Here is a 25,460-nt window from a genome sequence, read left to right on the forward strand (position 1 = left end):
TTTTTAAACCCATTCCATTTTCATGAAATGGGTTTTGAAAAACAACTAACTCAAACAACTCAATAGGTAATTCAATATTCACCACTTAATAGGTGTCCTTTATCCAGTTATAGGGCTTTCTTTTTATCCAAGTCCCCCTAGTGAAATCTGGGAAATCCTGTGGTTCCCCATTGTTTTCTATAGATAGTTCGGAAAGGGGTGTAACGGCACTCCATGCCGCTGCATCATAGGCGTCCATAGGTGGGGCAATATTTTCCTTGGCAGATTCTATAAAGGCGTTCATTACATAAAAATCGATACCCCCGTGACCAGCTTCCGTAGCACTGCTTCCGAATTTTTTCCATAACGGATGATCATATTTTTCGAACCAGGAATCCATATTTTCCCATCCATGTCCCTCAGTAGTGCCTTCAATATGGATTCGTTGTGTATGGTAATCGAAGTCCGTAAGCCCTTGGGCTCCCTGAACTTTAAATCCTAGGGAATAGGGGTGGGGATTGTTTACATTATGGGTTACTATGATGGACTCCCCGTTGGAGGTTTCTATAGTAGAGGTAATGATATCTCCCTGCTTAAATTTTAATTTGGTATTGGGATGATTTTCACCTGCAGTATCTACAATGTATTTATGCAGACCAACACCTTTGGTGGCATGTGAGGTTAGCGAAAGAAAACGATTGCCCCTGTTTATATCTGCCATAACAGCTATTGGCCCAAGACCATGGGTTGGATAGACATCTGCATTTCTCAATAAAGAGTGCTGTGTCCTCCAGGCAGATTCGGAGATACCCTTGGCGCCAAATTCGGCACCTTTTCCGTATGCCGTTTTTCCGTCATTGAATTTTACCCCGCGCAGATCGTGCTGATATCCACATCTGAAATGCAATAGTTCTCCAAAGACATTTTGTTTAACCATATTTAATACGGCAAGCACATCCCTTCTATAATTAACATTTTCCAAGATCATGAGGTGGGAACCAGTTTCTTCATGTGTATTCACCAAGTCCCAACATTCTTCAAGGGTATTGGCAGCCGATACTTCAAGGCCAGTATATTTTCCTGCCTTCATGGAATCTACCGCCATTTTGGTATGCCATAACCAAGGAGTGGCAATGACCACGGCATCTATTTCTGTCAACGCCAACAGGTTTTTGTAATCCTGTTCATTTTTTCCAAATGCCTTGGCCTTCTTTTGGCCAGCTTTTACAATATGATCCTGCGCAATAGCAATTCTGTTATGATCTATATCACAAATGGCCGTTACAACTACATCATTCCTCCTTAGGAGGTTGACCAAGTGATTTGTTCCCCTAAGTCCAACACCAATGACACCAACCCTTAATTTTTGTGCGTCTTTGGTCCGACTATTTCCCAAGCTAAGATTTGGTAATAGCGCAATACCTGCTCCGGTTATGGCTGTTTTCTTAATAAAATTTCTTCTTTGGTTCATGTTTCCTAAATAATGGTACTTGTTGTTAATGTTCAGCAAATATTAAGATTGTGATAATTATTTAGGTGTTCTTTTTTTGCGTTCTAGGGGTAAATTTTCGGATAATTCGGATATTTGAAGTTTTTTTCCACCTTTTTGAGGAATTTATCTACTTAAGGTTAGGCCTAATATTGGGTATATTTGTTGGGTAGTTAGGTGATGGTTTAATAATGAGTTAAATGCATTTGTTGAATAGGAGATTTATAAAGAATGGAAAAATTGATGTGCTAATTTTGGCGCTGGTTTTTTGTTCACTTTGTTATGGTCAAAATCCTTCCAATTTTGTGCATCTACCTTTTAAACTAGAAAACCAAGGAGTAAAAGTGACTCATACCGTTCAGGATAGTCTTGGTTTTATGTGGTTGGCCCATGTTAACGGTATTTCAAAATACGATGGGTACAATTTTAAGTTTATTCCCTCTGATCAAATTTTTGGGGATAAAATTGGTTCGGATCAGGTTAAAAGTATTTTTAAGGTTGGTCAGGGTACAATTTGGGCATTGTCCGTAAATGGTCAGTTATCTTTTTTAGAAAAAAACGGTAAATTTTCTTCCATAGACACTAGGATAGAGGGTTTTCAAAAACGACATAGGGTCTATACAGCAAAAAGTAATGGGAATAACCTTTTTTTAGCAACGCTACAGGGTTTAATACTTTCTTACAACCATACCAAAGGTGCAATGGACAGTATTACGACCATACCTAATATTGCCCCGGATGGATCAGTGATCAATTCCATGATTGTTAGAAAATCCGAGGAAATAATTTTAAGTACCTACCGTGGGCCAATTTATACATATTCAGTAAACAAGAGGAAGTTGGATACCATCGGTTTCCCCTATAATTATAGCTTACCTGCCAGTTTTTTTTTAACGATGGATAATATGGATAGGCTTTGGATAGCCTCGTCCTATCCAAGTTTTGGATTGCATGTTTATGATTTTCAGAAAAAATCCTTCGTGCAAAATCAAATTTTCGATAAAGAATCCAAGTCAAAATTATATGAAGTTTTTAAGATAATATATAAAGATTATCTGGGGAATATTTGGATGGGCACAGATGGTAATGGTCTTTACAAAATTGACCCGGATGATGGTAGTATAAGTATTTTGAAAAATAATATACTAAATCGTTTTTCCCTTAGTAGCAATACAGTATTGGATATAAATGAGGATCTAAATAATAATCTATGGGTGGTCACCAATTACGGAGATCTAAATATTTTAAGGAATAAGAATAAGCATGTTAATTACCATTCCGGTTCAATTAACGAAAAGCCAACTAGGGTTCTGTCTTCCTTTAGGGCAAAAGATGGAACATTATGGATTGGTACTGATGGCGAAGGTATAACCAAAATAAACCCGAACGGGGCAGAGGAGCAATTTTTCGAAAATTTAGACAGTAATAAGGGATATTACATTCATTCCATTAATCAGGATCAAGAAGGAAATATATGGATAGGAACCTATCAAAATGGATTAATTCTTTTTAATCCACGTTCAAATAGTTTTTCCAAAATTCGTCTAAGGAATTCAAAAAAGAACGAGGTTTCCGACGTTCGATTTATTTTCAAAGATTCTAAAGACCGATTGTGGGTAACTACCGACTTGGGAATTTATTTATTTTCAGGGAGAGATACAATGTTGGCCTATTTTGAAAATGGAACATCAGGTTTGGTCGGGCCAATTTCACAATCGGTCGTGGAAGATGCCCTCGGGACAATATGGCTAGCCTACAATCGTGGTGGGTTATTTAGGTTCGATGAGGATATGGAAAATATAACAGAATCTCAATTTACAAGGTTTACCGACCTTGAGAACGAACATATTACAAATAAGAAATATGATATTTGGTCCATGTCAGCCGATAGGGGTGACACTATTTGGATGGTCTTGGTAAATGGCGATCTTACCCAATTTAATATTGCCGATCAGGAGTTTCATAGGGTAAAAATGAATGGGACTTATGATAATACTATATTTAGGTCTGTTGTTCTTGATAATGAAGAAAATGTCTGGTTGGCATCAACCAATGGTATTTGGAAATACAATTTGAAAGATTCCACAACTACTGTATTTCAAAAAAGTGATGGTATTCAAGACAATACCTTTATGCAACGGAGTGTCCATAAGGATGGCAATGGGTATTTGTATTTTGGAGGTTTAAATGGGGTAAATTACTTTTTTCCAGAGCAACTACAAAAAGATAGTACGGGAGTTAAAATATTAATAGAGGATATAGATATTTTAAATCAGCCGGCTATTTCAGTTATTCCGGAACAAATTACCGAGGGGGTTGAGAAGTTGAAGCATTTGGAATTGAATTATGACCAATCCTCTTTTGCCTTTCGTTTTTTGGCCCTTGATAATGTACTTTTTCCTAATTTTAATTATGCCTATAGGCTTAAAGGTTTTAATGATAAATGGATAGGTACAGATCAGGAACGTTTGGCTACCTACACTAACATTCCTCCTGGACAATATATTTTTGAAGTCAAGGCCAGTTCAGGGAACGGCCAATGGGACATCGAACCCAAATCGGTTACGATCCAAATATTACAACCATTTTGGAAAACTCCTTTGGCCAAAATGTTCTATGTACTACTGGCGTTTGGATTGATATATGGAATTGTTATTTGGATAAGACTTAGAAATAAAGTTATTGCCGATCAGCTAAAACATCGACATGAAAGGGAGCTTTATGCCCTAAAAATGGATTTCTTTGCCAAGATGTCCCATGAAATCCAAACCCCTTTGACCTTGATTTTGATTCCCTTGGAAAACATGTTACAACGTGCTATGAAAAGTGGTAATGTACTGTTGCAACAAAGACTACGCTCAATATCCAACAATGCCAATCGTTTGTCAAGAATTGTTTTTGAGCTCACTTCGCTTAGAGATAAGGAACTGGAAAGATTAGTCCTTAGGCCTTCGCAAAATAATCTGACCGAAGACCTGAAGGCGATTACGGAATCGTTTATGGAACAGGCCAAATTTAAACGTATTCATTTTAAATGTAGTTACCCCAATGACGAGTTGAAAATGTGGTACGATAAGGATAAAATGGATCATATTTTCTTTAACCTACTGTCCAACGCCTTCAAGTTTACGCCCAAAGGGGGTACTATTGCTTTAGATATGATTGTGGAGGATTGGGAAGGAAATGTAAAAATATCGGTAACAGATTCAGGACAGGGAATCCCATCCGAAGAACTCGATAATATTTTTCAATTGTTTTATCAAGCAGATTCAGGAAAGCAAAAAGTGGGAACAGGAATCGGCTTGGCCCTTACAAAAGAGCTGGTGGATCTGCACCATGGTAAGATTGATGTAAAATCGGACCCGGTTAAGGGAACTTGTTTCAGTGTAAGTTTTCCGATTGATAAAAATAAGAATGAAAGTTTGCAAAAGGAGCTTACCTTGGAAGAGGCTATTGTTGGAGTTGAGGATGTTGATTATGGTCTGAAGGAGGAGATTATAGGTACAAGTTCAGCTAAACTGGGGAAGACCATATTGGTAGTAGAGGATAATTATGAACTACAAATATCCCTGAAGGATATTTTTCATGATTACTATAATGTTCTCTTGGCAGAAAATGGGGAAGAAGGTTATGCCTTGGCCTTGGAGCATAATCCTGACCTGATCATTAGCGATATCATGATGCCGAAAATGGATGGTATTGAATTGAGTAGAATCCTTCAAAAGAATGAGCTAACCACCCATATTCCAATTGTCCTACTGACGGCCAAAAAAACATCCAAGAATAAATTACTCGGACTGCGTACAGGGGCCATTGAGTATATAAATAAACCTTTTAATATCAACGAGTTGGTGTTAAAAGTGAACAACATCATCACTAGGAGCGATCGGTTAATTATGAAATATAAGAATGACTTGATCACTGCGCCCAAAGTTGGAGGAAATAGGTCCCAAGATGAAATTTTTCTGGAAAATCTGGTAAATCTTGTTGAAAATCAGATTAGCAATCCCGATTTTAAAACGGAAGACTTATCAAATGAATTAAATATGAGTTATTCTGCCATTTACAGAAAATTTCAGGGGTTAACGGGCAAAAAAATTGTCGACTTTGTAAGAACCATGCGCCTTAAAAAGGCGGCTGTTTTAATTGGAGATTGTAATTACTCCGTATCCGAGGCTGCGTTTTTAGTGGGCTTCAATGATCCTAAATATTTTTCAAAATGCTTTAAAAAAGAGTTTGGTACGAGCCCCAGAAAGTTAAAGGGAAATGTAGGCAATAATGAAGGCTTTAAATTAATTTGATTTGGACAGGACATTCAAAATTAACTGTAAAGATTTCAATGGTCAATATAATAACAACAACCAATGTTGCAGCCAAGTCTACAAAAATGGCTATTAAAAACACTATGTTAAGAGGTATGGGCTATAAAAATATAATGAGTCTAGGGTTACTATTCGTGCTGGGCTCATGTACTACCTTATCCAAGCAGGATAATGCAGAAGAGATACGCTTGGAAGAACTAAGTTTTACCGAAACTTTAAAACCAGGAGGCAATAGCTGGGTGGTAAATGAAGTTAGGGATAGTCGCCATCTTATTTCTGATGAGGGAATAAGGAACTGGAATGATACCAATACGGTTATAAGAACTTATTTTAAAACCGACCAAGTAGGGCAATTGAATGTGGGCCTAAATCTAAAAGTGATGGACAGTACTTCTAAAATCAAAGTTACCTTGGACGGAACCACAAAGGAGATCCAAGTTTCCAATAAAGATTTTGAAACTATTGATGTGGGCGTGTTTAAGCTTACCACACCTGGCTATCACTACGTGGAACTACAGGGATTGGAAAAAACAGCAAGCAATTTCGGGGATGTCAATGAGGTACTTATTGGCGGCCAGGCGGCCAATGGTGAGCTTACTTACGTAAAAGAAGACTTTTACTGGGGTAGAAGGGGGCCATCTGTACATTTAAGTTACACTACTCCCGAAAACACGGATATTCTTTGGTTTTATAATGAAATAACGGTCCCTGAAAAAGAGGATGTTATTGGATCCTATTACATGGCCAACGGCTTCGGAGAGGGGTATTTTGGAATGCAGGTAAATTCGGAGACAGAAAGGAGAATCCTGTTTTCGGTCTGGAGTCCGTTCGAGACCCAAGACCCAAAAAGTATTCCTGAAGAATATAGAATTATTATGTTGGGAAAAGGGGAAGGTGTTACTACGGGCGAATTTGGGAATGAAGGTTCTGGTGGACAAAGTTATAAGGTATTCAACTGGAAGGCGGGCAAGACCTACAAATTCTTATTGAAGGGTGAGCCTTCTGTAAATAATTCTACGGATTATACCGCCTATTTCTATGACCCGGAAATGGATAAATGGAATTTTATTGCCAGTTTTAGAAGGCCATATACCAGCACTTATTTAAAAAGGCCACATTCTTTTTTGGAGAATTTCAGAACCGAAGTTGGCCATATTTCCAGAATGGCAAAATATACCAACCAATGGATCATGGATACCAAAGGACAGTGGCATGAACTTACCAAGGCTAAATTCACGGCAGATGCCACCGCAAGGAAAGGTTCTAGGGAAGATTATGCCGGAGGGGCCGTTGGAAACAAATTCTTTATGAAGAATTGTGGATTTATTAATGAAATGACCACTATAGATACCTTCCATGAAAGAACAGCCAATGGAACTGCCCCAGTAATAGATTTTTCTTTGCTGGAGAAATTATTGCAATAGTAATGTATTAAGTTGGAAATATGATATTTAGTAATGTGTCTATGTATTAATTGATCAATGTATCATTTTGGCAATGTGTTAATTCGAAATAGTATCCAATCTCCTTTTCAATAATGATTATTGGAAGTTGGTCATTTAGGGTAGCACGCATTACTTAGAAACCAGAAACCAGAAACCAGAAACCAGAAACCAGAAATAATATAAGCATGAAAAAAATAAGCTATCTAATTTTAATTCCATTAGCCCTATTATCCTGTAAGGATGAAAGTAAAAAGGAGTCTAGTATGACGTCCTCACCCAAACCCAACATAATCTACATTTTGGCGGATGACCTTGGCTATGCCGAAGTGGGTGCCTATGGTCAGGAAAAAATTGAAACCCCCAATATTGATGCCCTGGCAAAGGAAGGTATGTTGTTTACCCAACACTACACCAGTGCCCCAGTTTGCGCCCCGGCGCGCTATATGTTGCTAACAGGTACCCATTCCGGGCGCGCCCATATTCGCGGTAATGAGGAATGGGGAGAACGTGGCGAGGTATGGAACTACAAGGCCATGGCCAAAGATTCTGTCCTAGAAGGGCAACGTCCTATGCCGGATAGCACCATTACAATCGCTAAAAAGTTAAAGGAAGCAGGCTACAGCACGGCCATGTTCGGGAAATGGGGACTTGGTGCCCCACATACCAATTCCATACCTACCACAATGGGCTTTGATTATTTCGTTGGATTTAACTGTCAACGCCAAGCCCACACTTATTATCCACTGCATTTATACAAGAATGAAAATAGGATTCATTTAAATAACGACACCATTGCGCCCAATACCAAATTACCCGAAGGGGCAGACATTGATGACCCCGCCAGTTACGCTCCCTTTACATTAAAGGAGTATGCTCCAGATATTATGTTTAAAGAGCTAGAGGGGTTTGTTGATAGGAATAAGGAGAACCCATTTTTTGTTTATTGGGCTACCCCTATACCGCATGCCGCCATCCAAGCTCCACAAAAATGGGTAGATTACTACATTGATAAGTTTGGGGATGAAGAACCTTATCTGGGAAATAGGGGGTATTTCCCCCATAAAAACCCACATGCCGGTTACGCTGCTATGGTTTCCTACCTCGATGAGAATATAGGAAAACTAGTGGCCAAGTTGAAGGAGGACGGACTCTATGACAATACCCTTATTATATTTACTTCAGACAATGGTCCCACTTTTAATGGTGGAACCGACTCGCCTTGGTTTGATAGTGCAAAACCATTTAGAAGTGAGTACGGAAGAGGAAAAGGCTTTGTTTATGAAGGGGGAATTAGGGTACCTATGATTGCAACTTGGCCCGGACAAATAAAAGCGGCCAGTATAACGGATCACATTTCTGCACATTATGATGTTATGGCCACTTTGGCCGATGTTGCGGGTTATGAGGCCCCCGGTTATACGGACGGACTTAGCTTTTTGCCCACCTTACTTTCACAGGATAATCAACAGCAGCACGACTTTCTTTACTGGGAATTTCCGGAATATGGAGGCCAATTGGCGATTAGAATGGGCGATTGGAAAGTGGTAAAATCCCATCTAAAGGACAAAAAGAATAAGCCCACCTTGGAATTGTATAACCTTAGGACAGATATAAAGGAAACAACAAATGTGGCGGATCAACATCCAGAAATACTGGAAAAGGCAGCCAAAATTCTGGAAACCCAGCATACTGAACCCAGCATTGAAAAATTTAGGATTCCTGCACTTAAGGACGGGTTGTAAGAACCTTTTTTATTAGTGAAGCTCAATTTTGAGAAGTCAGTAAGACGCACTGAAAATTGAACTAATCCCGCCTTTTTCGGCAAGATCTAGGTTCAATACCTCGACCCTTGGGTCGATTCCTATTATAGGGTTCAGGGTTTGCCGTGAGGTTTAATATCTTTGTATTAATTATTGAGGCTAAGTACTAACTTTGTTGATCGATAAAAAGGCCTGTTGGCCCATTAATATTTTGTTTGATGCGATTATATTTTACGTTATTCTCCTGTTGTTTTCATTTTGGACTGTTACAAGCACAGGATGACATTACTACTGATGAACTAAAAGGACATATTACCTATTTAACGGCTGATAAAAATTCGGGGAGATATCCCGGGGGAAAAATCAATAAAAGGGTTGTGAATTATATTAAAAAGGATTTTAAAAAGTCGGGGATATCTTCCTTTTTGAAATCCTATAAGCAGCCGTTTACTGCCCCGTTAAGGGTGAAGAAAGGAGACAAACCCAAAGAGGCTGTTAAAACTTGGAACGTTATTGGCTATATTGAGGGCAATGATCCCATACTAAAAAATGAATTTGTAGTACTAGGTGCCCATTATGATCATTTGGGTATGGGTGGTGGTCCATCCTCTAAATCGGATAAAATTGATATCCACCACGGAGCGGATGATAACGCAAGCGGGACTTCAGCTCTATTGGAAATAGGGGAGAAGCTAATGGCCCACAGGACCGAGTTAAAAAGAAGTGTTTTGTTGGTCGCTTTTGGAGCAGAAGAACAGGGACTTTTGGGCAGTAAGTATTTTGCAGATAACCCTGGGGTGCCTTTATCACAAATTAAATTAATGATCAATATGGATATGGTTGGCCGGTTAAACGATGCCAAGCAGGTCTATATGGGCGGAGCCGGAACCTTTCCAGGGGGAGTAGAGTTAATGAAGGATTTGGGGCCTCCATTGGGCTTGTCGCCTGTAGTACATGCTGGTTCTGTAGGAGGTTCGGATCATGTATCCTTTTATAAAAAAAATATTTCCGTACTAGGAATCCATACAGGTGGGCATCCACAATACCATACCCCTGAGGATACGGTTGACCTGATTAACTTTGAGGGTCAAAAACGGGTTTGCCAGTATATATTTAATGCCATTATGAAAGTGGGTTCAACACCTTATGACATGAAATTTATTCCGCAAGGGGATTAGAATCATTTTGGTTCTTTACATTTGTAAGGATTAAAAACTATAGAATGCAAAAAATTAATGTTTTAGGTGTCCTTTTTATATTGGCTTTGATGGTGCAATGTAAGGAGGATAAGAAGTCGGTCGATAAGGTTGAAAGTAGTGCCCCAATGACTGAGGTTGCGGAATCGGTAGTCGACACAACTCCTATTTTGATAGAAAAACCGGAAAATATAAAGGCACCGGATGGCATGGTATGGATTCCCGGGGGTGAGTTTATTCAAGGTGCCGTACCCCAGGACAAAATGGCCATGGCCCATGAGAAACCTGCGCACCAGATAAAAGTGGACGGATTTTTTATGGATGTTACGGAGGTAACCAACGCACAATTTGCTAAGTTCGTAAAGGAAACAGGCTATATTACTGTTGCAGAGCGGGCAATTGATTGGGAGGAAATGAAAACTCAGGTTCCAGAGGGTACTCCCAAACCCCATGATTCCATTTTACAACCCGGTTCTTTGACCTTTAAAAAAACCAAGACATCAGTGCCCAACCTTTATGACTTTTCACAGTGGTGGAACTGGACTATTGGGGCCAACTGGAAACATCCCAATGGGCCTGGAAGTTCTATCAAGGGGAAAGATAACGAACCAGTAGTGCAAGTGGCCTACGAAGATGCCCAGGCCTATTGCGAATGGGCGGGAAGAAGATTGCCTACCGAAGCTGAATGGGAAAGGGCTGCTAGAGGTAATAAAACCGAAAGTATCTATTTCTGGGGTGATGACGATTCCAATTTGTCCCAAATGGCAAATACTTGGGAAGGGGAGTTTCCAGTGGACAATAATAGGGCCGATGGATTTGAAAAGCGTTCTAAAGTAAAATCTTACCCTCCAAATGATTTTGGACTGTACGATATGGCCGGAAATGTCTGGGAATGGACCAGTGATTGGTACAATACCAATTATTACAATGAATTGGCTGCATTGGGTACTCCAGTGGTAAATCCTCAAGGAGCAGCCACTCCGTACAACCCCAATATGCCCTATGCCAAAGAAAAGGTAATGAGGGGCGGGTCTTTTCTATGTAATGCCTCCTATTGCGCCAGTTACAGGATATCCTCCAGAATGGCTTCCAGCTTGGATTCTTCCTTGGAGCATTTGGGATTTAGGACAGTAGCTACAGTAGATATGCTTACAAAGGAAGAATAACAATTACTATTATTTCGAAGATATTAAATCCCCTTTGGCGTTGCCTAGGGGATTTTTTTGTTGAGAGGTTTTGCTTTATACTCATTTATTATAAATGTAAATTATACGTTTATAAAAAATATTTTTTATATTTGCGGCCTAATACACTTAAAGTATATGCCGTTTCCTGAAAATTTCACCCCTGAACTAGTCGTTGAATCCCCTGGAAGAATCAATTTGATAGGAGAGCATACAGATTATAACCTTGGCTATGTATTGCCTACGGCCATTGAGAAGAAAATTACTTTTAAATTCATTAGGAACAATTCGGATAAGGAATGTAACCTTTTTAGTTTGGGTTACAATACCGGGTTCACCCTTCAATTGGATAAAATTGCAAGGAGCAATGTGGAATGGGAAAATTACATATTGGGCGTATTAAATGAAATTTTGTTGAGAACGGATAAGTTAAGAGGGTTCGACTGTACCATTGAAAGTAAATTACCAATGGGTTCAGGTCTTAGTTCTTCCGCCGCTTTAGAATGTGGACTGGCCTTTGGTCTTAATGAACTGTTTGATCTAGGACTTTCCAAAATGGATATTGTGCAACTTTCGCAAAAGGCGGAGCATACCTTTGTAGGAACCCAATGTGGAATCATGGATCAATTTGCTTCTGTAATGAGTGAAAAGGGACACGTTATTTTGTTGGATTGCAAGACACTGGAGCATCAGCAAATCCCCATAAATATAGACCCGTATAAGATGATAATGCTTAATACAAAAGTCTCCCACAACTTGGCTTCCAGTGAATACAACACTAGGAAGCGGGAGTGTGAAGAGGGTGTAGCCATCATAAGTGTGCAACATAATGAAGTAAGGTCTTTGAGGGATGTAACCCCTACTGTGCTTCAGGAATATAAGGAGGAGATGGATACCACACTGTTCAAAAGATGTTCTTTTATTGTTAGTGAGAATGACAGGGTATTGAAGACGGCCAAGGCTTTGAAGGATAATGATTTGAAGCTTTTTGGAGCATTGTTATACGAAGCACATGATGGAATTAGCAAATTGTACGAAGTAAGTTGCCCTGAGTCCGATTTTTTGGTTGATTTTTCCAAGCAGTATGATGCTGTGTTAGGGGCTAGACAAACTGGTGGTGGATTTGGAGGTTGCACGCTAAACATAGTTCATAAGGACAAGGTAAATGATTTTGTGGAAGCCGCAACCAAGGCGTACAAAGCGGCATTTAATATTGAATTGGAGGCATTTGAGGTAAAACCTAGTGCTGGAACTTACATAAAGAATGAATTATGATGCCAACTAATTTTAATGACAGCCCCCATAGGAGACTAAATATTCTTACAGGAGAATGGATTTTGGTATCCCCCCATAGAACCAAAAGACCTTGGCAGGGAAAGACCGAGAAAAGTACCGTAACAGACCTTCCGGCCTATGACCCTTCATGCTACCTATGTCCCACCAACGGAAGAATGGGCGGGGGCATTAATCCGGATTATCAAAAACCTTTTTCATTTATCAATGATTTTTCAGCGTTATTGCCTGATGTAAAGGAAGAAAGCTATGAGAATGGTTTACTTTATGCAGAATCTGAGTCAGGAATATGTAAAGTGGTCTGTTTTTCTCCTGACCATTCCAAAACTTTGCCATTAATGAACGTATCCGACATAGTAGATGTAATTTCGCTATGGCAAAAAGAGTATATGGAGTTGGGCAGTAAGGAAGGAATTAATCACGTTCAAATTTTTGAAAATAAAGGGAGTATAATGGGGTGTAGCAATCCCCATCCTCACGGGCAAATATGGGCCCAGAATAAAATACCGCAAGAAGTACATAAAAAAATAGGCAATTTAAAGGCCCATTGGGAAAAGCACGGTAGAAGTATTTTAGAGGATTATATAGAACAGGAATTAAAGTTGGACGAACGCATCCTTCTCGAAAATGAACATTTTGTAGCTCTTATCCCATATTGGGCGGTGTGGCCATACGAGACAATGATCCTACCCAAAAGAAAAATTGCCAACATTGCGCTACTTACCGAAGATGAAAAGCAGGCCTATGCCGAAATACTTAAACAACTTACGGTTAAGTACGATAATATATTTAATACTTCTTTCCCTTATTCAGCAGGTATACATCAGGCACCAACGGACGGCCAAGAACATCCGGAATGGCATTTTCATATGTCATTTTATCCTCCCTTGTTACGATCGGCTACTGTGAAAAAATTTATGGTGGGTTATGAAATGTTTGCCAATCCTCAACGGGATATTACGGCCGAACAGGCAGCTGAAACAATGAAATCATTATCAGATTTACATTATAGTCTCTTGGATTAAATGAGGTAAGTTTTAGCATAAAAATATAGAATGTCCACAGGGCCTACAGTCTAAATAGAGCTTAATGGATGGGCTGGGGTTTGAAGGGAATATCCCACGCGGCACAATTCCTTTTTTGCCTTGTCCAATACAAAGGGATTGTCGTAGACGAGTGCTATTGTCTTATTGAAGGTATCAATGTCCAAGATTCTTAAATCCAAAATACGACTTAGGTTTCGGGTAATAACATTTTTGTTTTCCTCGGAAATAAGCTGTTCAACTTTAATCAATGCTGTCATGGGATTAAGGTTTTAGATTAATAAAAGTCCAAAACTAGACAAGCATTACCTCTTCCAAAATGATATAAATCAGTATTGGTTGATTATATTGAGATTTTCTTCCCTTAAACAGCTAAGAATATGTATTTAGTTTGAATAGTTGTTGTTCAAACGTTGGAAAAATCTTGTTGTCTTTTTCATTCGAATTTGTCAATACAGTTCGTTTGGCCGTTTAACCTTATTCATATAGGTCTAGTTTATTTTTGAGCTGTGTAATTTCATCTTGCATTTTTTCCATTCTATTTAATAGCCTTGTAATAACGGCTATGCCTTCCAAGTTGATATCCAGATCGGAATGTAGCCTGAGAATTTTTTCTGCTTTTGGTAACTGCTGAATCGGGAGATATTGTACATTTTCTTTGACCACAACGTCTACTAGCCCAAACTCGTAAAGTTCCATTACGAAATGGGTTTCTATATTGTGACTCATACAGAAGTCGGTAATAAGTATATATTCCTGTTCCATAAGGATTAAATTTGGTAGTTGTGATTATTTGATGCCCTTGGGCAGCTTTCTCTTTTCATGGATAATACTATTTTCTCAGTTTCGCCAGTTCCTTAAAAAGCTCTTTTTCCTTGTCCGTTAAATTGGTAGGGGTAACAAGGTTGTAAGTAATATATAAATCCCCAAAAGCGTCGGGTTTTTTATATACAGGGAAGCCTTTGCCTTTTAATTTAATTTTGGTGCCGTTCTGCGTTTCAGGCTTAACATTTAGCTTAACCTGTCCGTCAAAGGTGTTCACCATTATTTCACCGCCCAAGAGTGCCTTATATAGGTCGAGATTGACCGTGGTGTACAGGTTGTTGCCATCCCGTTTAAAAGCCGTGTCGTTTATGATGCCAAAGGTAATGTAAAGGTCTCCTTTAGGCCCTCCTTGATGTCCCGGGCCGCCATGACCGCTGATCTTTATGGTCTGCCCATTTTCGATTCCTGCCGGGACGGTAATCCTGATATTTTTACCGTTTACATTTAGTGTCTGCTTATGTGTTTTATAAACATCCCTCAGGTGTATTTTTATTTCAGCGTTTAGATCCTGGCCTCTAAAACGGGCCCTGCCCCTTCCTGAAAAGCCACCGGAACCTCCAAACATAGATTCGAAAAAATCCGAGAAATCATGTTCCCCATAACTCTGCGAATAGCCTTCTGAACCTCTGCCATAGGCCGATTGTTGGGAAGCCCTTGCTTTTTCAAACTCTTCCGCATGTTCCCAGTCCTTTCCGTATTTATCGTATTTTTTACGTTTTTCAGGATCACTTAGTACTTCATTGGCTTCATTGATTTCCTTAAACTTTTTTTCGGCCTCCTTATCATTGGGGTTAACATCTGGATGATGTTTTCTGGCCAATTTTCTATACGCCTTTTTAATGTCGCTCTGGCTGGCGCTTTTGTCCAATCCCAATATTTTGTAATAGTCTATAAATTTCACCTAGCAGTTATTTAATTCTTTATTACTAACGTTGAACCAAATGTTAATGGATTATCGGAACGGGTATTTAAACCAACCCTTTTCCAAATATATTCGTAACTGTAATAAACACCGAGGTAAAATTATAAAAATCCATGTTGCTTCAAACTGATTAAAATCATGAATTAATCGCTTTCTTCTCTTTACATTTATTGTAAAATTATATACAAAGGGACTTGAATTTTATTTGGCTTTGTGTCCGTTAACTGTGTCCCTCAAATATTTTAAGACTACAAGAGCTAATTGTTGCAGCCAATCCTGTACCATGATTTAGGACAATTAAAAAACGAAGACATGAAAAATATTTTGATACCCACGGATTTTTCGGATAATGCCTATAAGGCCATTTCCTATGCAATGCGTTTACTTGAAAATGAGAATTGTACCTTTCATTTATTGCACACCTATACTCCAGCTATTTATCAATCCGAGTATTTATTGCACAGTCCAGGGCAATTGGGATTAGGGGATATTTATCGTACAGATTCCGAGACAAAATTGGAAGAATTAAAATTAAAGGTGATTTCAGAATTCAAAAATACGAAACATCATTTTAAGACCTACAGTGCCTTCAGTGTACTAATTGAGGCCATTGACGAACTCGTAGAAAATAAAAAAATAGATCTTTTAATCATGGGTACCCAAGGAGCTACAGGAGCAAAAGAAATATTCTTGGGCAGTAGTACGGTACATACCATTAAGAGGGCGAAATGCCCTGTATTGGCCATACCCTTTGACTATGACGTTAAAATGCCAAAAACGATCCTATTTCCAACGGACTATGAAATTGATTATAATGTAGGGTTAATCAAGGAGGTATTGTTTATTGTTGGCATGCATAAATCAACATTGGAAATTATGCATGTGCGTTCCGGTTATGAACTTAACCCAGAACAGAAAAAGAACAAGAACAAATTGGAACAGTTACTTTCGAAAACTGCACATAGGTTTCATGAATTACCGGATCAAGGAATTATTGAGGGTATAAATAGTATTCAATCAGAGTTGCATCCCCAGATGCTGGTCATGGTAAAGAATAAGCATAGTTTTCTGGAGAATCTATTTTTAAAGCCCGTAATAAATCAAATAGGTTTTCATTCAAGTATCCCATTTTTAGTATTGCCTTATCATTTGTTGGGATAGCTATATTAAGGTCCACCAACGGGTTTCAATATTTTCTACTGGATTCCCAATCCGTTTCATGCTTAAACAAACCTTTGTTTAAAAATTTATTAGAGAGGTATTTCCAATTTTACAACAAAATGACTTCTTTCCGTTACATGGGGGCATCCATAGTATATACCTCTAGTTTAATAATAACTTTTTATAACTTTTGATGTAAGGTTTTTATTGAAAATCCTACTTTTGTTTAATAACAAGTATAATAGAAGATTTTTATTATGACAGAAAAAGTGGAGCGTTTAAAAACGTTGATTATTGGTTCGGGACCTGCAGGCTATACGGCAGCTATATATGCGTCAAGGGCAGATCTTAAGCCGGTATTGTATACTGGAATGGAACCTGGAGGACAATTGACTACGACAACAGAGGTGGATAACTTTCCTGGATACCCAGAAGGAGTGGACGGACCTACAATGATGATGCAATTACAGCAACAGGCTGAAAGGTTTGGTACCGAGGTGCGTATTGGTATGGCTACCGCCGTGGATTTTAGTGATGAAGTAGGTGGTATACATAAGGTTACCATAGACGACAATAAGGTTATAGAAGCGGAAACAGTAATTATTTCAACCGGGGCTACAGCAAAGTATTTGGGTATCCCTAGTGAACAAAAACTTCGAGGAGGTGGAGTCTCGGCATGTGCCGTATGTGATGGTTTCTTTTACAAAGGACAGGAAGTAGCTATAGTTGGAGCTGGGGACACTGCTGCTGAAGAGGCTTCCTATTTGGCCAATATTTGTAAAAAAGTGACCATGTTGGTACGAAGGGACGAAATGCGTGCTTCAAAAGCTATGCAACATAGGGTGAACAGCTTGGACAATATTGAAATTCGTTATAATACGGAAGTAGATACCGTATTGGGCGATCAGGTTGTAGAAGGCTTAAGAATGGTCAACAATATTACCGGAGAAAAAGAGGATATAGCCATTACCGGGTTGTTTATTGCCATAGGTCATAAACCAAATACCGATATTTTTAAAGGACAATTGGAAATGGATGAAACTGGATATTTAATTACCCAAGGTAAGACGACCAAGACTAGCAAGCCCGGGGTTTTCGCCAGTGGCGATGTCCAGGATAAGGAATATAGACAGGCAGTTACAGCTGCAGGTACTGGTTGTATGGCGGCGCTTGATGCCGAGAGATATCTGGCCACCATTGAAACACATCAAGAAGTTTCTTCTTAGACAATATATTACTAAGGATGTCCTATATTCACTAAATTACTTGAATTTCGGGCAATGGAAAACAATCTGTACTTAGAACTTATGTTCCGAGTACAGATCGTTTTTTTAGTCATGGGGCGTAAATTTGTGATCCTTAACCAGAAAGGTATTTTAGGACTTAAATTTAGTTAAGGCGTTTGTAGTTTTCAGAATTAATTCGGTTCCCATCGGCATCAATAAAGATTTGGCTGTATTTGTCGCCCTCTAATTGGAGTTCCATATGCCATTCCATGTTTTCATTGGCAATCTTCTTTAAGGATGCCGACATATATTCCAATTTTTCTGTCAAGGTGCTATCAGTGGCTGAATAAGAACCATAGCCGAACCATTCAATGGAATCTGTAGGAACGTATCTTGTCCACATAACTTTTCCATTGTAATACATTTTAATTTGACGGTAACCATCCGTTGGAGGTATGGTTTTTACGACATCGTTGCCATCGTAATTGTTAAAACTGACTAATTCCCAAGTACCTTCAAGGGTTTTTGGGTTTTGATTTTTTGTAGATGTAATTTCAGTAGCGGATACCAAAAATAACATCAAGAAAACTATTCCAAGTATTTTTTTCATGTTCATTTTATTTACGAGATTAGATACTAATAAGTTACGACTTTTTTAGAATATTAACATATGAAACTAAAAATATGTTAAAAAAAACTTCTTAAAATGAATTAAATAATAGTCGTTTCCAGTCATAATTTTGTGAAAAATACTTTGTATATAGGCCTTATTATTGTTTAAATCACATTTCGCTTCCTCAATGTTTGTTTTTTATGTTTTTTTTATGACTTTTAGCTCGATTAATAAAAACAAACTAATATGATACAAAAATTTTTACTGTTGTGTACCTTCATGCTCACATGGCATGGCTTTGCACAAAATGTTACCGGTAACGTAAATGATGATAGTGGCATGCCACTTCCTGGAGTTACCGTTTTGATTGTTGGGACCAATACGGGAACTACGACCGACTTTGATGGTAACTTTGTTATTGCCGCCAATCAAGGTGACATTTTGCGCTTTTCTTACTTGGGAATGAAATCGCAGGATGTAACCGTTACATCCAATACCGAATTGAGCATAGTATTATTGGAAGACGCTAGTGCTTTGGATGAAGTTGTAGTTACAGCCTTCGGTGTGGAGAAGAAACAAAAATCTCTGGGTTACTCGGTAACCCAAGTTAACACCGAGGACCTAAACCTAGCTGGGCAGTCCAACCCCATGGAAAGTTTACAGGGTAGGGTTGCCGGGGTCCAGATCAACAGAACATCTGGATCTTCAGGTGGTGGTGTGGATATCCTGATCAGGGGTATTACCTCCGTTAATCCAAGTAGGAGCAATCAACCTTTAATTGTTGTTGATGGGATAGCCTTGAACAACGATACATTTTCTGGGGAGGTAAGGCCTAGTGCAGGTTCAAATTCTCCCAATAGCTCTGAACAATTTGCTTTTTCCAATAGAGCGGGTGACATTAACCCAGAAGATATTGAAAGCTTTAACGTCTTAAAGGGTGCGGCTGCCACAGCCTTATACGGGGTACGGGCATCCAACGGGGCAATTATTATAACAACCAAAAAAGGTAAACAGGGCAAGGCCAAAATAAATTTAACGGCTTCAACCACCTTCAGGGATGTACAAACAACCCCTTCGTTACAAACTACCTATAGGGAGGGGTTCAGTGGTGCTCCCAGGACACTGTACGATCCCGATTCTGAAACAGGTTTTAATAGGGTTCAGAATGCTACCTCCTTCTATAGTTGGGGACCTAAGTATTCAGATGACTCCTATACCTTGTCGGATGGTACTGTGGTTGATTTGACAGGCGATCAATTTTACAGTCCTTACGATATTTTCAGGACAGGTTTTAATTCCCAGGTCAATCTAAGTTTAAGTGGGGCTAATGAGAAATTGGACTATTTCTTTTCTATGGGAAGGGATAATGAAGAAGGGATTCTCCCCAATACGGATTACACCAAAAATAATTTTAGGTTAAAGGCAGGCTATAAGATTACCGATCAATTAACATTAAATTCTTCGGTAGCCTTCACCAAATCTGGTGGACGTAGGGCCAATGGAGGGGATAAATCGGTAATGAGTGCCCTTTCATATTATTCTGGGACTTTCCCAATTAATGATTATATGAATACCGATGGTACAGAAAGGGATTATTCTTTTGGAATAATAGATAATCCTCGCTATTTAATGGAGACCAGTAGTCTTATCGATAATGTCAACAGATGGATCGCCAATGCCACCTTGAATTGGAAACCCAAAGATTGGGTAAATGTCACCTATGCTGCCCAAATAGATAATTATTCGGATCAACGTAATAGATATGTGGGTCCAGATCTGGATGGAGGTTCACAGGTGGGTGGTTTTGTCTTAAATCAAAACATCAATTTTACGGGCTTGGAGTCCAACCTTTTGGTTGCATTTACCAAAGAATGGTCAGATGATTTTACCACGGATCTTACCTTGGGACATCAGATTTCTGATTCCAAAAGAGACTATGCCCAGGCTAGGGGGGAAGGTCTAAACGTACCTGGAATCAATGAAATTGGAAATACCATTAATTATTTTGTAGATAATAGTATTACCCAATTGAGAAACGTTGGTGCCTTTGGAGAATTGAAATTGGGCTATAAGGATAAATTGTTCTTGACCGTGACCGGTAGAAATGACTGGTTGTCCACATTGCCAAAAGAAAATCGTTCTTTCTTTTATCCTTCTGTAAGTTTGGCCTATGATGTTTCCGATGTATTTGGCGATAATGATGTCTTTACTTTTGGTAAACTAAGGGCGTCCTGGGCCGAAGTAGGTAAAGGTCCCGGTTTTGGGGATGTTGGCCAGTATTTCGTAGTTGACGGGGATTTTCCTTTTGGAGGTGCCGGGGGATATAGAAGAAGTACCTTGTTGGGAGATTTGGATATAGTTCCGGAACGTAACCAGTCTACAGAATTTGGTGCGGACCTTAGATTTATGAAAGATAGGATCCGATTGGACTATGCTTATTACAAAACTCGCGTAAAGGACCAAATATTCACAGTGGGAACGGCTTATTCCTCTGGTCTTTCCGGAATTACAAGGAATGCGGGTGATTATGAAGTTTTTGGACATGAATTATTGGTTAGTGCAGACATTATTAGAAGCAATGACTTTAGATGGGAGTTGGTTCTAAATTGGTCTACCAGCGAAGGGAAAGTTTTGGAAATTCCCGAGGATATTGAAGCCATTATATTTGCAGATTCGGGCTTTGCCGGGATAACGTCAGAAATTAGGGCTGGTGATAAAATGGGCAACCTTTACGGATATAAGTGGAGATATGAAGACGGCCAAAGGTATTTGGATGAAAATGGCTATCCCGAAATTGTTCTTGATGAGCGGGTAAAAGTGGGTAATGCCTTTCCAGATTTCATATCCTCATTGGGCAGTAATTTTAAATGGAAGGGCTTAGGGTTCAATTTCTTGTTAGAATATAAGGAAGGTGGCGATCTTTATGATTCCGGGCTTAGAAACTCCATTAGAAACGGTAATCCTTTAAGTACTTTGGTAAGGGATGAAGAAGTGGTTTTGTCAGGAGTAATGGATGACGGTAGTGGAGGTTATACCGCTAATACAACCGCAGCCTTAATTGATCAGAATTACTATAGAAATTCCAGTGTCTACAACAGGGCTTCCGAAATATTGATTCAGGATGCCTCTTGGGTGAAATTGCGTAATGTTAGCGTAACCTATGATTTGGACAGTAAATTTATTAGGGATTTGAATATGGAGAAAGTAAGCCTTTCGGTCAGTGCTGGAAATATACTTTTATGGACTCCGTTCGACGGTTATGACCCTGAAGGGAACCAGTATAGTGCTGGTAGTAATGTTTATGGTTTCACAGGACTTAGTGTTCCTTTGAGCCAAAGCTACTCTTTCGGTCTAAATATTTCATTCTAAATATGATAAACATGAAAAACAATATTATAAAAACAGGAATTTTATCACTTTTATTAGTTGCGCAGATTTCGTGTAGTGATGATTATTTTGATGTTAATACCCCTTCCAATACGGCAACTTTGGAAGAGTTGAGAATGCAGGATTTAATGGCGCCGGTCATCCATAGTACCATGGAAGGCCAGCGTTCGGCCGAATTGGCTTTTGGAAACTACGTGCAGAATTTTGTGTCTACCGGCGGAGGAGCTGCAGGTCAGACCGAGGCAAGTGGCTTGTGGAGTCAGGTTTATCTTTATATTTTGCCAAATATCAAGGCAATCAAGACAAAGGCTGTTGAAACCAATGCCACCCATATAGGAGCTATATCCGATATTCTTATCGCTGTAAATCTAGGAATAGCTACAGATACTTGGGATAACATACCCTATTCCGATGCTACAGATGGTCCGGACAATAATTTTCCAACCTTTGATACCCAAGAATCGATTTACACGGAAATATTCACACTCCTGGATTCTGCTATCGATGCCTTGGAAGGTCCTGATAACTCTGGCTTTAATTTGGGGAGCTCGGACCTTATTTACGGAGGTGATTCCGATCAATGGTTAAGGGCTGCCTACACTATTAAGGCAAGATATCAGTTGCACTTAGTGAATAAAGGTACCGTTTCTGCAAGTGAAGTCTTATCTTCAATTGCCAACGGTTTTACCTCAAATGACGATAATTTTGAGATGTTTTACAATGAGAAAAATATCAACCCTTGGTATTCGGCTGAAATATTGGCCAGGTCTACAGGTAACCTGAGCAACGATATTGCCAGCCAGTTGGTGAGTTCTATGAACGGGGATTACTATCCGTTTGAAAGTGGAGCACTTTCAATAGATCCAAGACTGCCTCTTTTTGCAGAAAATGATGACGAGGTAGAGTGGAAAGGTTTTGTCAGTGGTGGAGCTGGAATAGCCCCAGATGGCAGTGATGCCAACACCGGTTTTAAAACCGATGGATATTATACCAGTATTGATTCTCCTTTGATGTTGATCAGTTATGCCGAAGCCAAATTTATTGAGGCCGAAGCCGCTTTTCTGGCCAATGGAGGTAATACAACCAGTACAGGTTCTACTACCGCTGCGTATGACGCATATATGGAAGGTGTTCAGGCCAGTATGGATATGTACGGTGTAGATGGCACCGATTATCTGGCCGATGGCGCTATTGCCGTGGGTGAAGCTGGACTTATGTTGAACCATATTATGAAAGAGAAGTACATTCATAACTTTTTGAATCCCGAGACTTTTGTGGACTATAGAAGATATGATTTCTCTGCAGATGTTTTCACGGGTCTACAAATTAGACTTGAAGAGGCAACTGATGATAACGAGTTCTCTGGGCAGTGGTTCCGTAGAGCTATCTATCCTTCAACCGAATTGAGCCGAAATGAGGCTAATGTAACGGCCAACCAACAATCCCCTGTTACGCCAGTTTGGTGGGATAATTAAAATTGAAATAATAAATAATTAGGTATATCGGCCATCCTTTTATGGGATGGCCGTTTTATTTTAAGAATAGGAGTTGACAATATTGCATAATAAAAGGATATCCTCCTTTTTATGAAGGGCGCTAATTACAATTCTGCTCATAAGCGAGGAATCTTCATCAGGATAGCGAAAACTAGTGACCAAAACATTTTGCCGTTCTAGGTAATTTGTAAGCTTTTCATCCGTAAAACTGAAGGCCGGATGATCCTCCATGAACTTGAATTTGTCCAAAACTTTAAGATGGGATTTAAATACTGCTATATTATTCATTAGGATCTCCCTTTTTTTAGGGAAAAGCTCCTTTCCATCCACAAGACAGGCCACAGCTGCAGGTGCTGCGGGACTTGCCCCACCAAAAAAAGGAGTGTCCGTGAATTGTTCCATACGCTTTTGGGTTCCAAAAATGGCCCCTGCCTGAACTCCAAATCCTTTTCCCAAGGAACAACAAACAATCAATTCCTTAGGGGCAAGTTCCATTACTGTCCGAAAAATACCACCTCCATTTGCACCAACAACTCCAATTCCATGTGAATCGTCCACTACCAGAATGATCTTTTCCAAAGGCAGCATTTTTAATCCTTCAAAATCCGGATAATTGGCCCCGGAAAAATCAATGGCATCCAAAAAAACAACTGGAGTAATTCCTTTATTGGTTTCCAAATGATCCCGGACCGCTATGTTCAAGGCGGTAAAAGTAATGTATGGCTTTAGTTTTGTTAAGGATGCGGTAGGGGAATAAAGGGCCGAATGGGTGTTGGGCGCATAGAACATTCTATGTTCTTTGGTAGCCATAGTTTGCCTCACGAGTTGTCCTGCCAAATAACCGGAAGATAAAGTGGTGCATGATTCACTTCCCACTAGCTGGGATAAATGTTTTTCCGCTACCTCATAAATCGAAATTCGTAAATTGGATTTTCTCGAAGCTCCATAATTGGTGCCATATTTTCTAATATTGGAAATATACATATCCTGAAAAGCTCCATCGGTCTGCAGTCCCAAATAAGAGGTGCCTCCAAAATACAGATATTTGCTATGGTCCAAATCCAATTCCCTTCCAGGGAATCCATCAATATAAATTGCCATCAACGCAAACTTATTCCGCTACCACCCGAGGTAGGAAAGATTACTTTGCCGTCTTCTTGGATAATTACTCCGTCGGCAATATCTTCTTTTAATAACATGGCGCCATCCATATCTACGTAGTCCAATTGCGGTATAAGTTGGGCTATGGCCGAAATACCAACGGTAGATTCGGTCATACAGCCTACCATTACCTGGAGATTCAATTCCTTGGCTCTTTTGATCATCCGCCTCGCTGGGGTAAGTCCACCGCACTTTGTTAGTTTAATGTTTATACCATTAAAATGAAGTGCACATTTCTCCACATCGGATTCCACTATACAGCTTTCATCGGCTATTACGGGTAGAACGCTTTGGTGCATTACTGCTTCCATTCCCGTCCAGTCATCCGCTTTTAGGGGTTGTTCCAAAAACTCAACACCCAAATCCTTTAATATAGGGGCATTGGCAATGGTTTCCTCAGCAGTCCATGCACAATTGGCATCTATCCTAAAAATGGCATCGGTGTGTTTGCGCAACTCCCTTACTATCTCCACATCCTTATCGGTACCTAGTTTAATCTTATATATGGGCCAGGGCATTTCCTTCATCTTTTCCACCATTTTTTCAATGGTATCCAGGCCAATGGTGTAATTGGTTATGGGATAACTACTGTTATCCGTATTCCATATTTCATATAATGGTTTGCCCAGTATTTTTCCGTACAGATCGTTGGCGGCAAGATCCAATGCGCAAATGGCAAAATTGCTCAGTTTTTTGGACACTAAGAAAGTGTGGAAGGCCTCTGGCTCCTTAAAATCGAAATTCTCAATTTCCGGCCTAATACTTTCAATCTCCGCCTGCATGGTTTCAAAGGTTATTTTATAGTAAGGATTGGATGTAGCCTCTCCATAACCCGATTTACCATTCAGTTCCAAGGCAACGACCATGGAATCTTGAAAATCATGGGATTCCCTGGAAATACTGAAAGTGTGTTTTAGCGGAAGTACATATTTTTTAATCTTAATCTTCATATCATAAT

18 protein-coding genes are annotated in these 25,460 nt (G+C 39.4%); 11 read left to right on the plus strand and 7 right to left on the minus strand.

What is annotated here, in order from left to right; translation table 11 throughout:
* Positions 1-85: 85 nt before the first annotated feature.
* Entirely contained in the window at positions 86-1,450 is a 1,365-nt protein-coding gene (locus tag MWU84_RS10420; RefSeq protein ID WP_246901384.1) for a Gfo/Idh/MocA family oxidoreductase, read from the minus strand.
* A gap of 218 nt (positions 1,451-1,668) precedes the next feature.
* On the opposite strand from MWU84_RS10420, the gene MWU84_RS10425 reads away from it, so the two are divergent.
* From MWU84_RS10425 to MWU84_RS10455, 7 genes are all read left to right on the plus strand, one after another.
* Positions 1,669-5,769 (plus strand): ATP-binding protein, encoded by a 4,101-nt coding sequence (locus tag MWU84_RS10425; RefSeq protein WP_246901385.1) that lies wholly within the window; start codon positions 1,669-1,671, stop codon positions 5,767-5,769.
* A 38-nt stretch (positions 5,770-5,807) separates the two neighbouring features.
* On the plus strand, positions 5,808-7,214 hold the full coding sequence (locus MWU84_RS10430; RefSeq protein ID WP_246901387.1) for a DUF3472 domain-containing protein: 1,407 nt from the start codon (positions 5,808-5,810) through the stop codon (positions 7,212-7,214).
* A gap of 206 nt (positions 7,215-7,420) precedes the next feature.
* Positions 7,421-8,977 carry an arylsulfatase gene (locus MWU84_RS10435; RefSeq protein ID WP_246901389.1) on the plus strand — a complete coding sequence of 519 codons (1,557 nt, stop codon included), beginning with the start codon at positions 7,421-7,423 and terminating at the stop codon, positions 8,975-8,977.
* 236 nt (positions 8,978-9,213) lie between these two features.
* Positions 9,214-10,173 (plus strand): M28 family peptidase, encoded by a 960-nt coding sequence (locus MWU84_RS10440; protein ID WP_246901391.1) that lies wholly within the window; start codon positions 9,214-9,216, stop codon positions 10,171-10,173.
* Between the two features lie 44 nt (positions 10,174-10,217).
* Positions 10,218-11,357: a formylglycine-generating enzyme family protein gene (locus tag MWU84_RS10445; protein WP_246901393.1), complete on the plus strand. Its 1,140-nt coding sequence runs from the start codon at positions 10,218-10,220 to the stop codon at positions 11,355-11,357.
* A 156-nt stretch (positions 11,358-11,513) separates the two neighbouring features.
* Positions 11,514-12,650, plus strand: a complete 1,137-nt coding sequence (gene galK, locus MWU84_RS10450) for a galactokinase (RefSeq protein ID WP_246901396.1) — start codon at positions 11,514-11,516, stop codon at positions 12,648-12,650.
* Positions 12,650-13,693, plus strand: a complete 1,044-nt coding sequence (locus tag MWU84_RS10455) for a UDP-glucose--hexose-1-phosphate uridylyltransferase (RefSeq protein WP_246901481.1) — start codon at positions 12,650-12,652, stop codon at positions 13,691-13,693. Before galK ends, MWU84_RS10455 begins: the two co-directional genes overlap by 1 nt.
* Positions 13,694-13,743: 50 nt before the next feature.
* Here MWU84_RS10455 and MWU84_RS10460 read toward each other — a convergent pair whose 3' ends face one another.
* The 3 genes from MWU84_RS10460 to MWU84_RS10470 all read right to left on the minus strand — a co-directional run bounded on the left by MWU84_RS10460 (position 13,744) and on the right by MWU84_RS10470 (position 15,437).
* A complete protein-coding gene (locus tag MWU84_RS10460) occupies positions 13,744-13,971 on the minus strand; it encodes a hypothetical protein (protein ID WP_246901397.1) in 228 nt (75 codons plus the stop codon).
* 217 nt (positions 13,972-14,188) lie between these two features.
* The gene (locus MWU84_RS10465; RefSeq protein ID WP_246901399.1) at positions 14,189-14,476 is read right to left on the minus strand and encodes a chaperone modulator CbpM; all 288 of its coding nucleotides are present in this window, start codon (positions 14,474-14,476) and stop codon (positions 14,189-14,191) included.
* A 67-nt stretch (positions 14,477-14,543) separates the two neighbouring features.
* The gene (locus tag MWU84_RS10470; protein WP_246901401.1) at positions 14,544-15,437 is read right to left on the minus strand and encodes a J domain-containing protein; all 894 of its coding nucleotides are present in this window, start codon (positions 15,435-15,437) and stop codon (positions 14,544-14,546) included.
* Between the two features lie 333 nt (positions 15,438-15,770).
* Here MWU84_RS10470 and MWU84_RS10475 point away from each other — a divergent pair, with 333 nt between their 5' ends.
* Positions 15,771-16,619 carry a universal stress protein gene (locus MWU84_RS10475; protein ID WP_246901404.1) on the plus strand — a complete coding sequence of 283 codons (849 nt, stop codon included), beginning with the start codon at positions 15,771-15,773 and terminating at the stop codon, positions 16,617-16,619.
* 257 nt (positions 16,620-16,876) lie between these two features.
* A complete protein-coding gene (gene trxB, locus MWU84_RS10480) occupies positions 16,877-17,845 on the plus strand; it encodes a thioredoxin-disulfide reductase (RefSeq protein ID WP_246901407.1) in 969 nt (322 codons plus the stop codon).
* 163 nt (positions 17,846-18,008) lie between these two features.
* Here trxB and MWU84_RS10485 read toward each other — a convergent pair whose 3' ends face one another.
* Positions 18,009-18,455: a hypothetical protein gene (locus MWU84_RS10485; protein WP_246901409.1), complete on the minus strand. Its 447-nt coding sequence runs from the start codon at positions 18,453-18,455 to the stop codon at positions 18,009-18,011.
* A gap of 249 nt (positions 18,456-18,704) precedes the next feature.
* On the opposite strand from MWU84_RS10485, the gene MWU84_RS10490 reads away from it, so the two are divergent.
* Both MWU84_RS10490 and MWU84_RS10495 read left to right on the plus strand, forming a co-directional pair.
* The gene (locus MWU84_RS10490; protein WP_246901412.1) at positions 18,705-21,827 is read left to right on the plus strand and encodes a SusC/RagA family TonB-linked outer membrane protein; all 3,123 of its coding nucleotides are present in this window, start codon (positions 18,705-18,707) and stop codon (positions 21,825-21,827) included.
* Between the two features lie 11 nt (positions 21,828-21,838).
* Complete coding sequence (locus MWU84_RS10495; protein WP_246901414.1) at positions 21,839-23,320, plus strand: SusD/RagB family nutrient-binding outer membrane lipoprotein; 1,482 nt, start codon at positions 21,839-21,841, stop codon at positions 23,318-23,320.
* A gap of 60 nt (positions 23,321-23,380) precedes the next feature.
* On the opposite strand, the gene MWU84_RS10500 is transcribed toward MWU84_RS10495, so the two are convergent.
* Positions 23,381-24,442 carry an aminotransferase class I/II-fold pyridoxal phosphate-dependent enzyme gene (locus tag MWU84_RS10500; protein WP_246901416.1) on the minus strand — a complete coding sequence of 354 codons (1,062 nt, stop codon included), beginning with the start codon at positions 24,440-24,442 and terminating at the stop codon, positions 23,381-23,383.
* Positions 24,442-25,452: a dipeptide epimerase gene (locus tag MWU84_RS10505; protein WP_246901418.1), complete on the minus strand. Its 1,011-nt coding sequence runs from the start codon at positions 25,450-25,452 to the stop codon at positions 24,442-24,444. The genes MWU84_RS10500 and MWU84_RS10505 overlap by 1 nt, the downstream gene beginning before the upstream one ends.
* Between the last annotated feature and the right edge of the window lie 8 nt (positions 25,453-25,460).

Source organism: Arenibacter sp. F20364, from assembly GCF_023015905.1.
Classification (GTDB): domain Bacteria; phylum Bacteroidota; class Bacteroidia; order Flavobacteriales; family Flavobacteriaceae; genus Arenibacter.

Coding starts and splice junctions, on each gene's coding strand:
- MWU84_RS10420 (WP_246901384.1), bottom strand. CDS start 1,450: ATGAACCAAAGAAGAAATTTTATTAAGAAAACAGCCATAACCGGAGCA.
- MWU84_RS10425 (WP_246901385.1), top strand. CDS start 1,669: ATGCATTTGTTGAATAGGAGATTTATAAAGAATGGAAAAATTGATGTG.
- MWU84_RS10430 (WP_246901387.1), top strand. CDS start 5,808: ATGGTCAATATAATAACAACAACCAATGTTGCAGCCAAGTCTACAAAA.
- MWU84_RS10435 (WP_246901389.1), top strand. CDS start 7,421: ATGAAAAAAATAAGCTATCTAATTTTAATTCCATTAGCCCTATTATCC.
- MWU84_RS10440 (WP_246901391.1), top strand. CDS start 9,214: ATGCGATTATATTTTACGTTATTCTCCTGTTGTTTTCATTTTGGACTG.
- MWU84_RS10445 (WP_246901393.1), top strand. CDS start 10,218: ATGCAAAAAATTAATGTTTTAGGTGTCCTTTTTATATTGGCTTTGATG.
- galK (WP_246901396.1), top strand. CDS start 11,514: ATGCCGTTTCCTGAAAATTTCACCCCTGAACTAGTCGTTGAATCCCCT.
- MWU84_RS10455 (WP_246901481.1), top strand. CDS start 12,650: ATGCCAACTAATTTTAATGACAGCCCCCATAGGAGACTAAATATTCTT.
- MWU84_RS10460 (WP_246901397.1), bottom strand. CDS start 13,971: ATGACAGCATTGATTAAAGTTGAACAGCTTATTTCCGAGGAAAACAAA.
- MWU84_RS10465 (WP_246901399.1), bottom strand. CDS start 14,476: ATGGAACAGGAATATATACTTATTACCGACTTCTGTATGAGTCACAAT.
- MWU84_RS10475 (WP_246901404.1), top strand. CDS start 15,771: ATGAAAAATATTTTGATACCCACGGATTTTTCGGATAATGCCTATAAG.
- trxB (WP_246901407.1), top strand. CDS start 16,877: ATGACAGAAAAAGTGGAGCGTTTAAAAACGTTGATTATTGGTTCGGGA.
- MWU84_RS10485 (WP_246901409.1), bottom strand. CDS start 18,455: ATGAAAAAAATACTTGGAATAGTTTTCTTGATGTTATTTTTGGTATCC.
- MWU84_RS10490 (WP_246901412.1), top strand. CDS start 18,705: ATGATACAAAAATTTTTACTGTTGTGTACCTTCATGCTCACATGGCAT.
- MWU84_RS10495 (WP_246901414.1), top strand. CDS start 21,839: ATGAAAAACAATATTATAAAAACAGGAATTTTATCACTTTTATTAGTT.
- MWU84_RS10500 (WP_246901416.1), bottom strand. CDS start 24,442: ATGGCAATTTATATTGATGGATTCCCTGGAAGGGAATTGGATTTGGAC.
- MWU84_RS10505 (WP_246901418.1), bottom strand. CDS start 25,452: ATGAAGATTAAGATTAAAAAATATGTACTTCCGCTAAAACACACTTTC.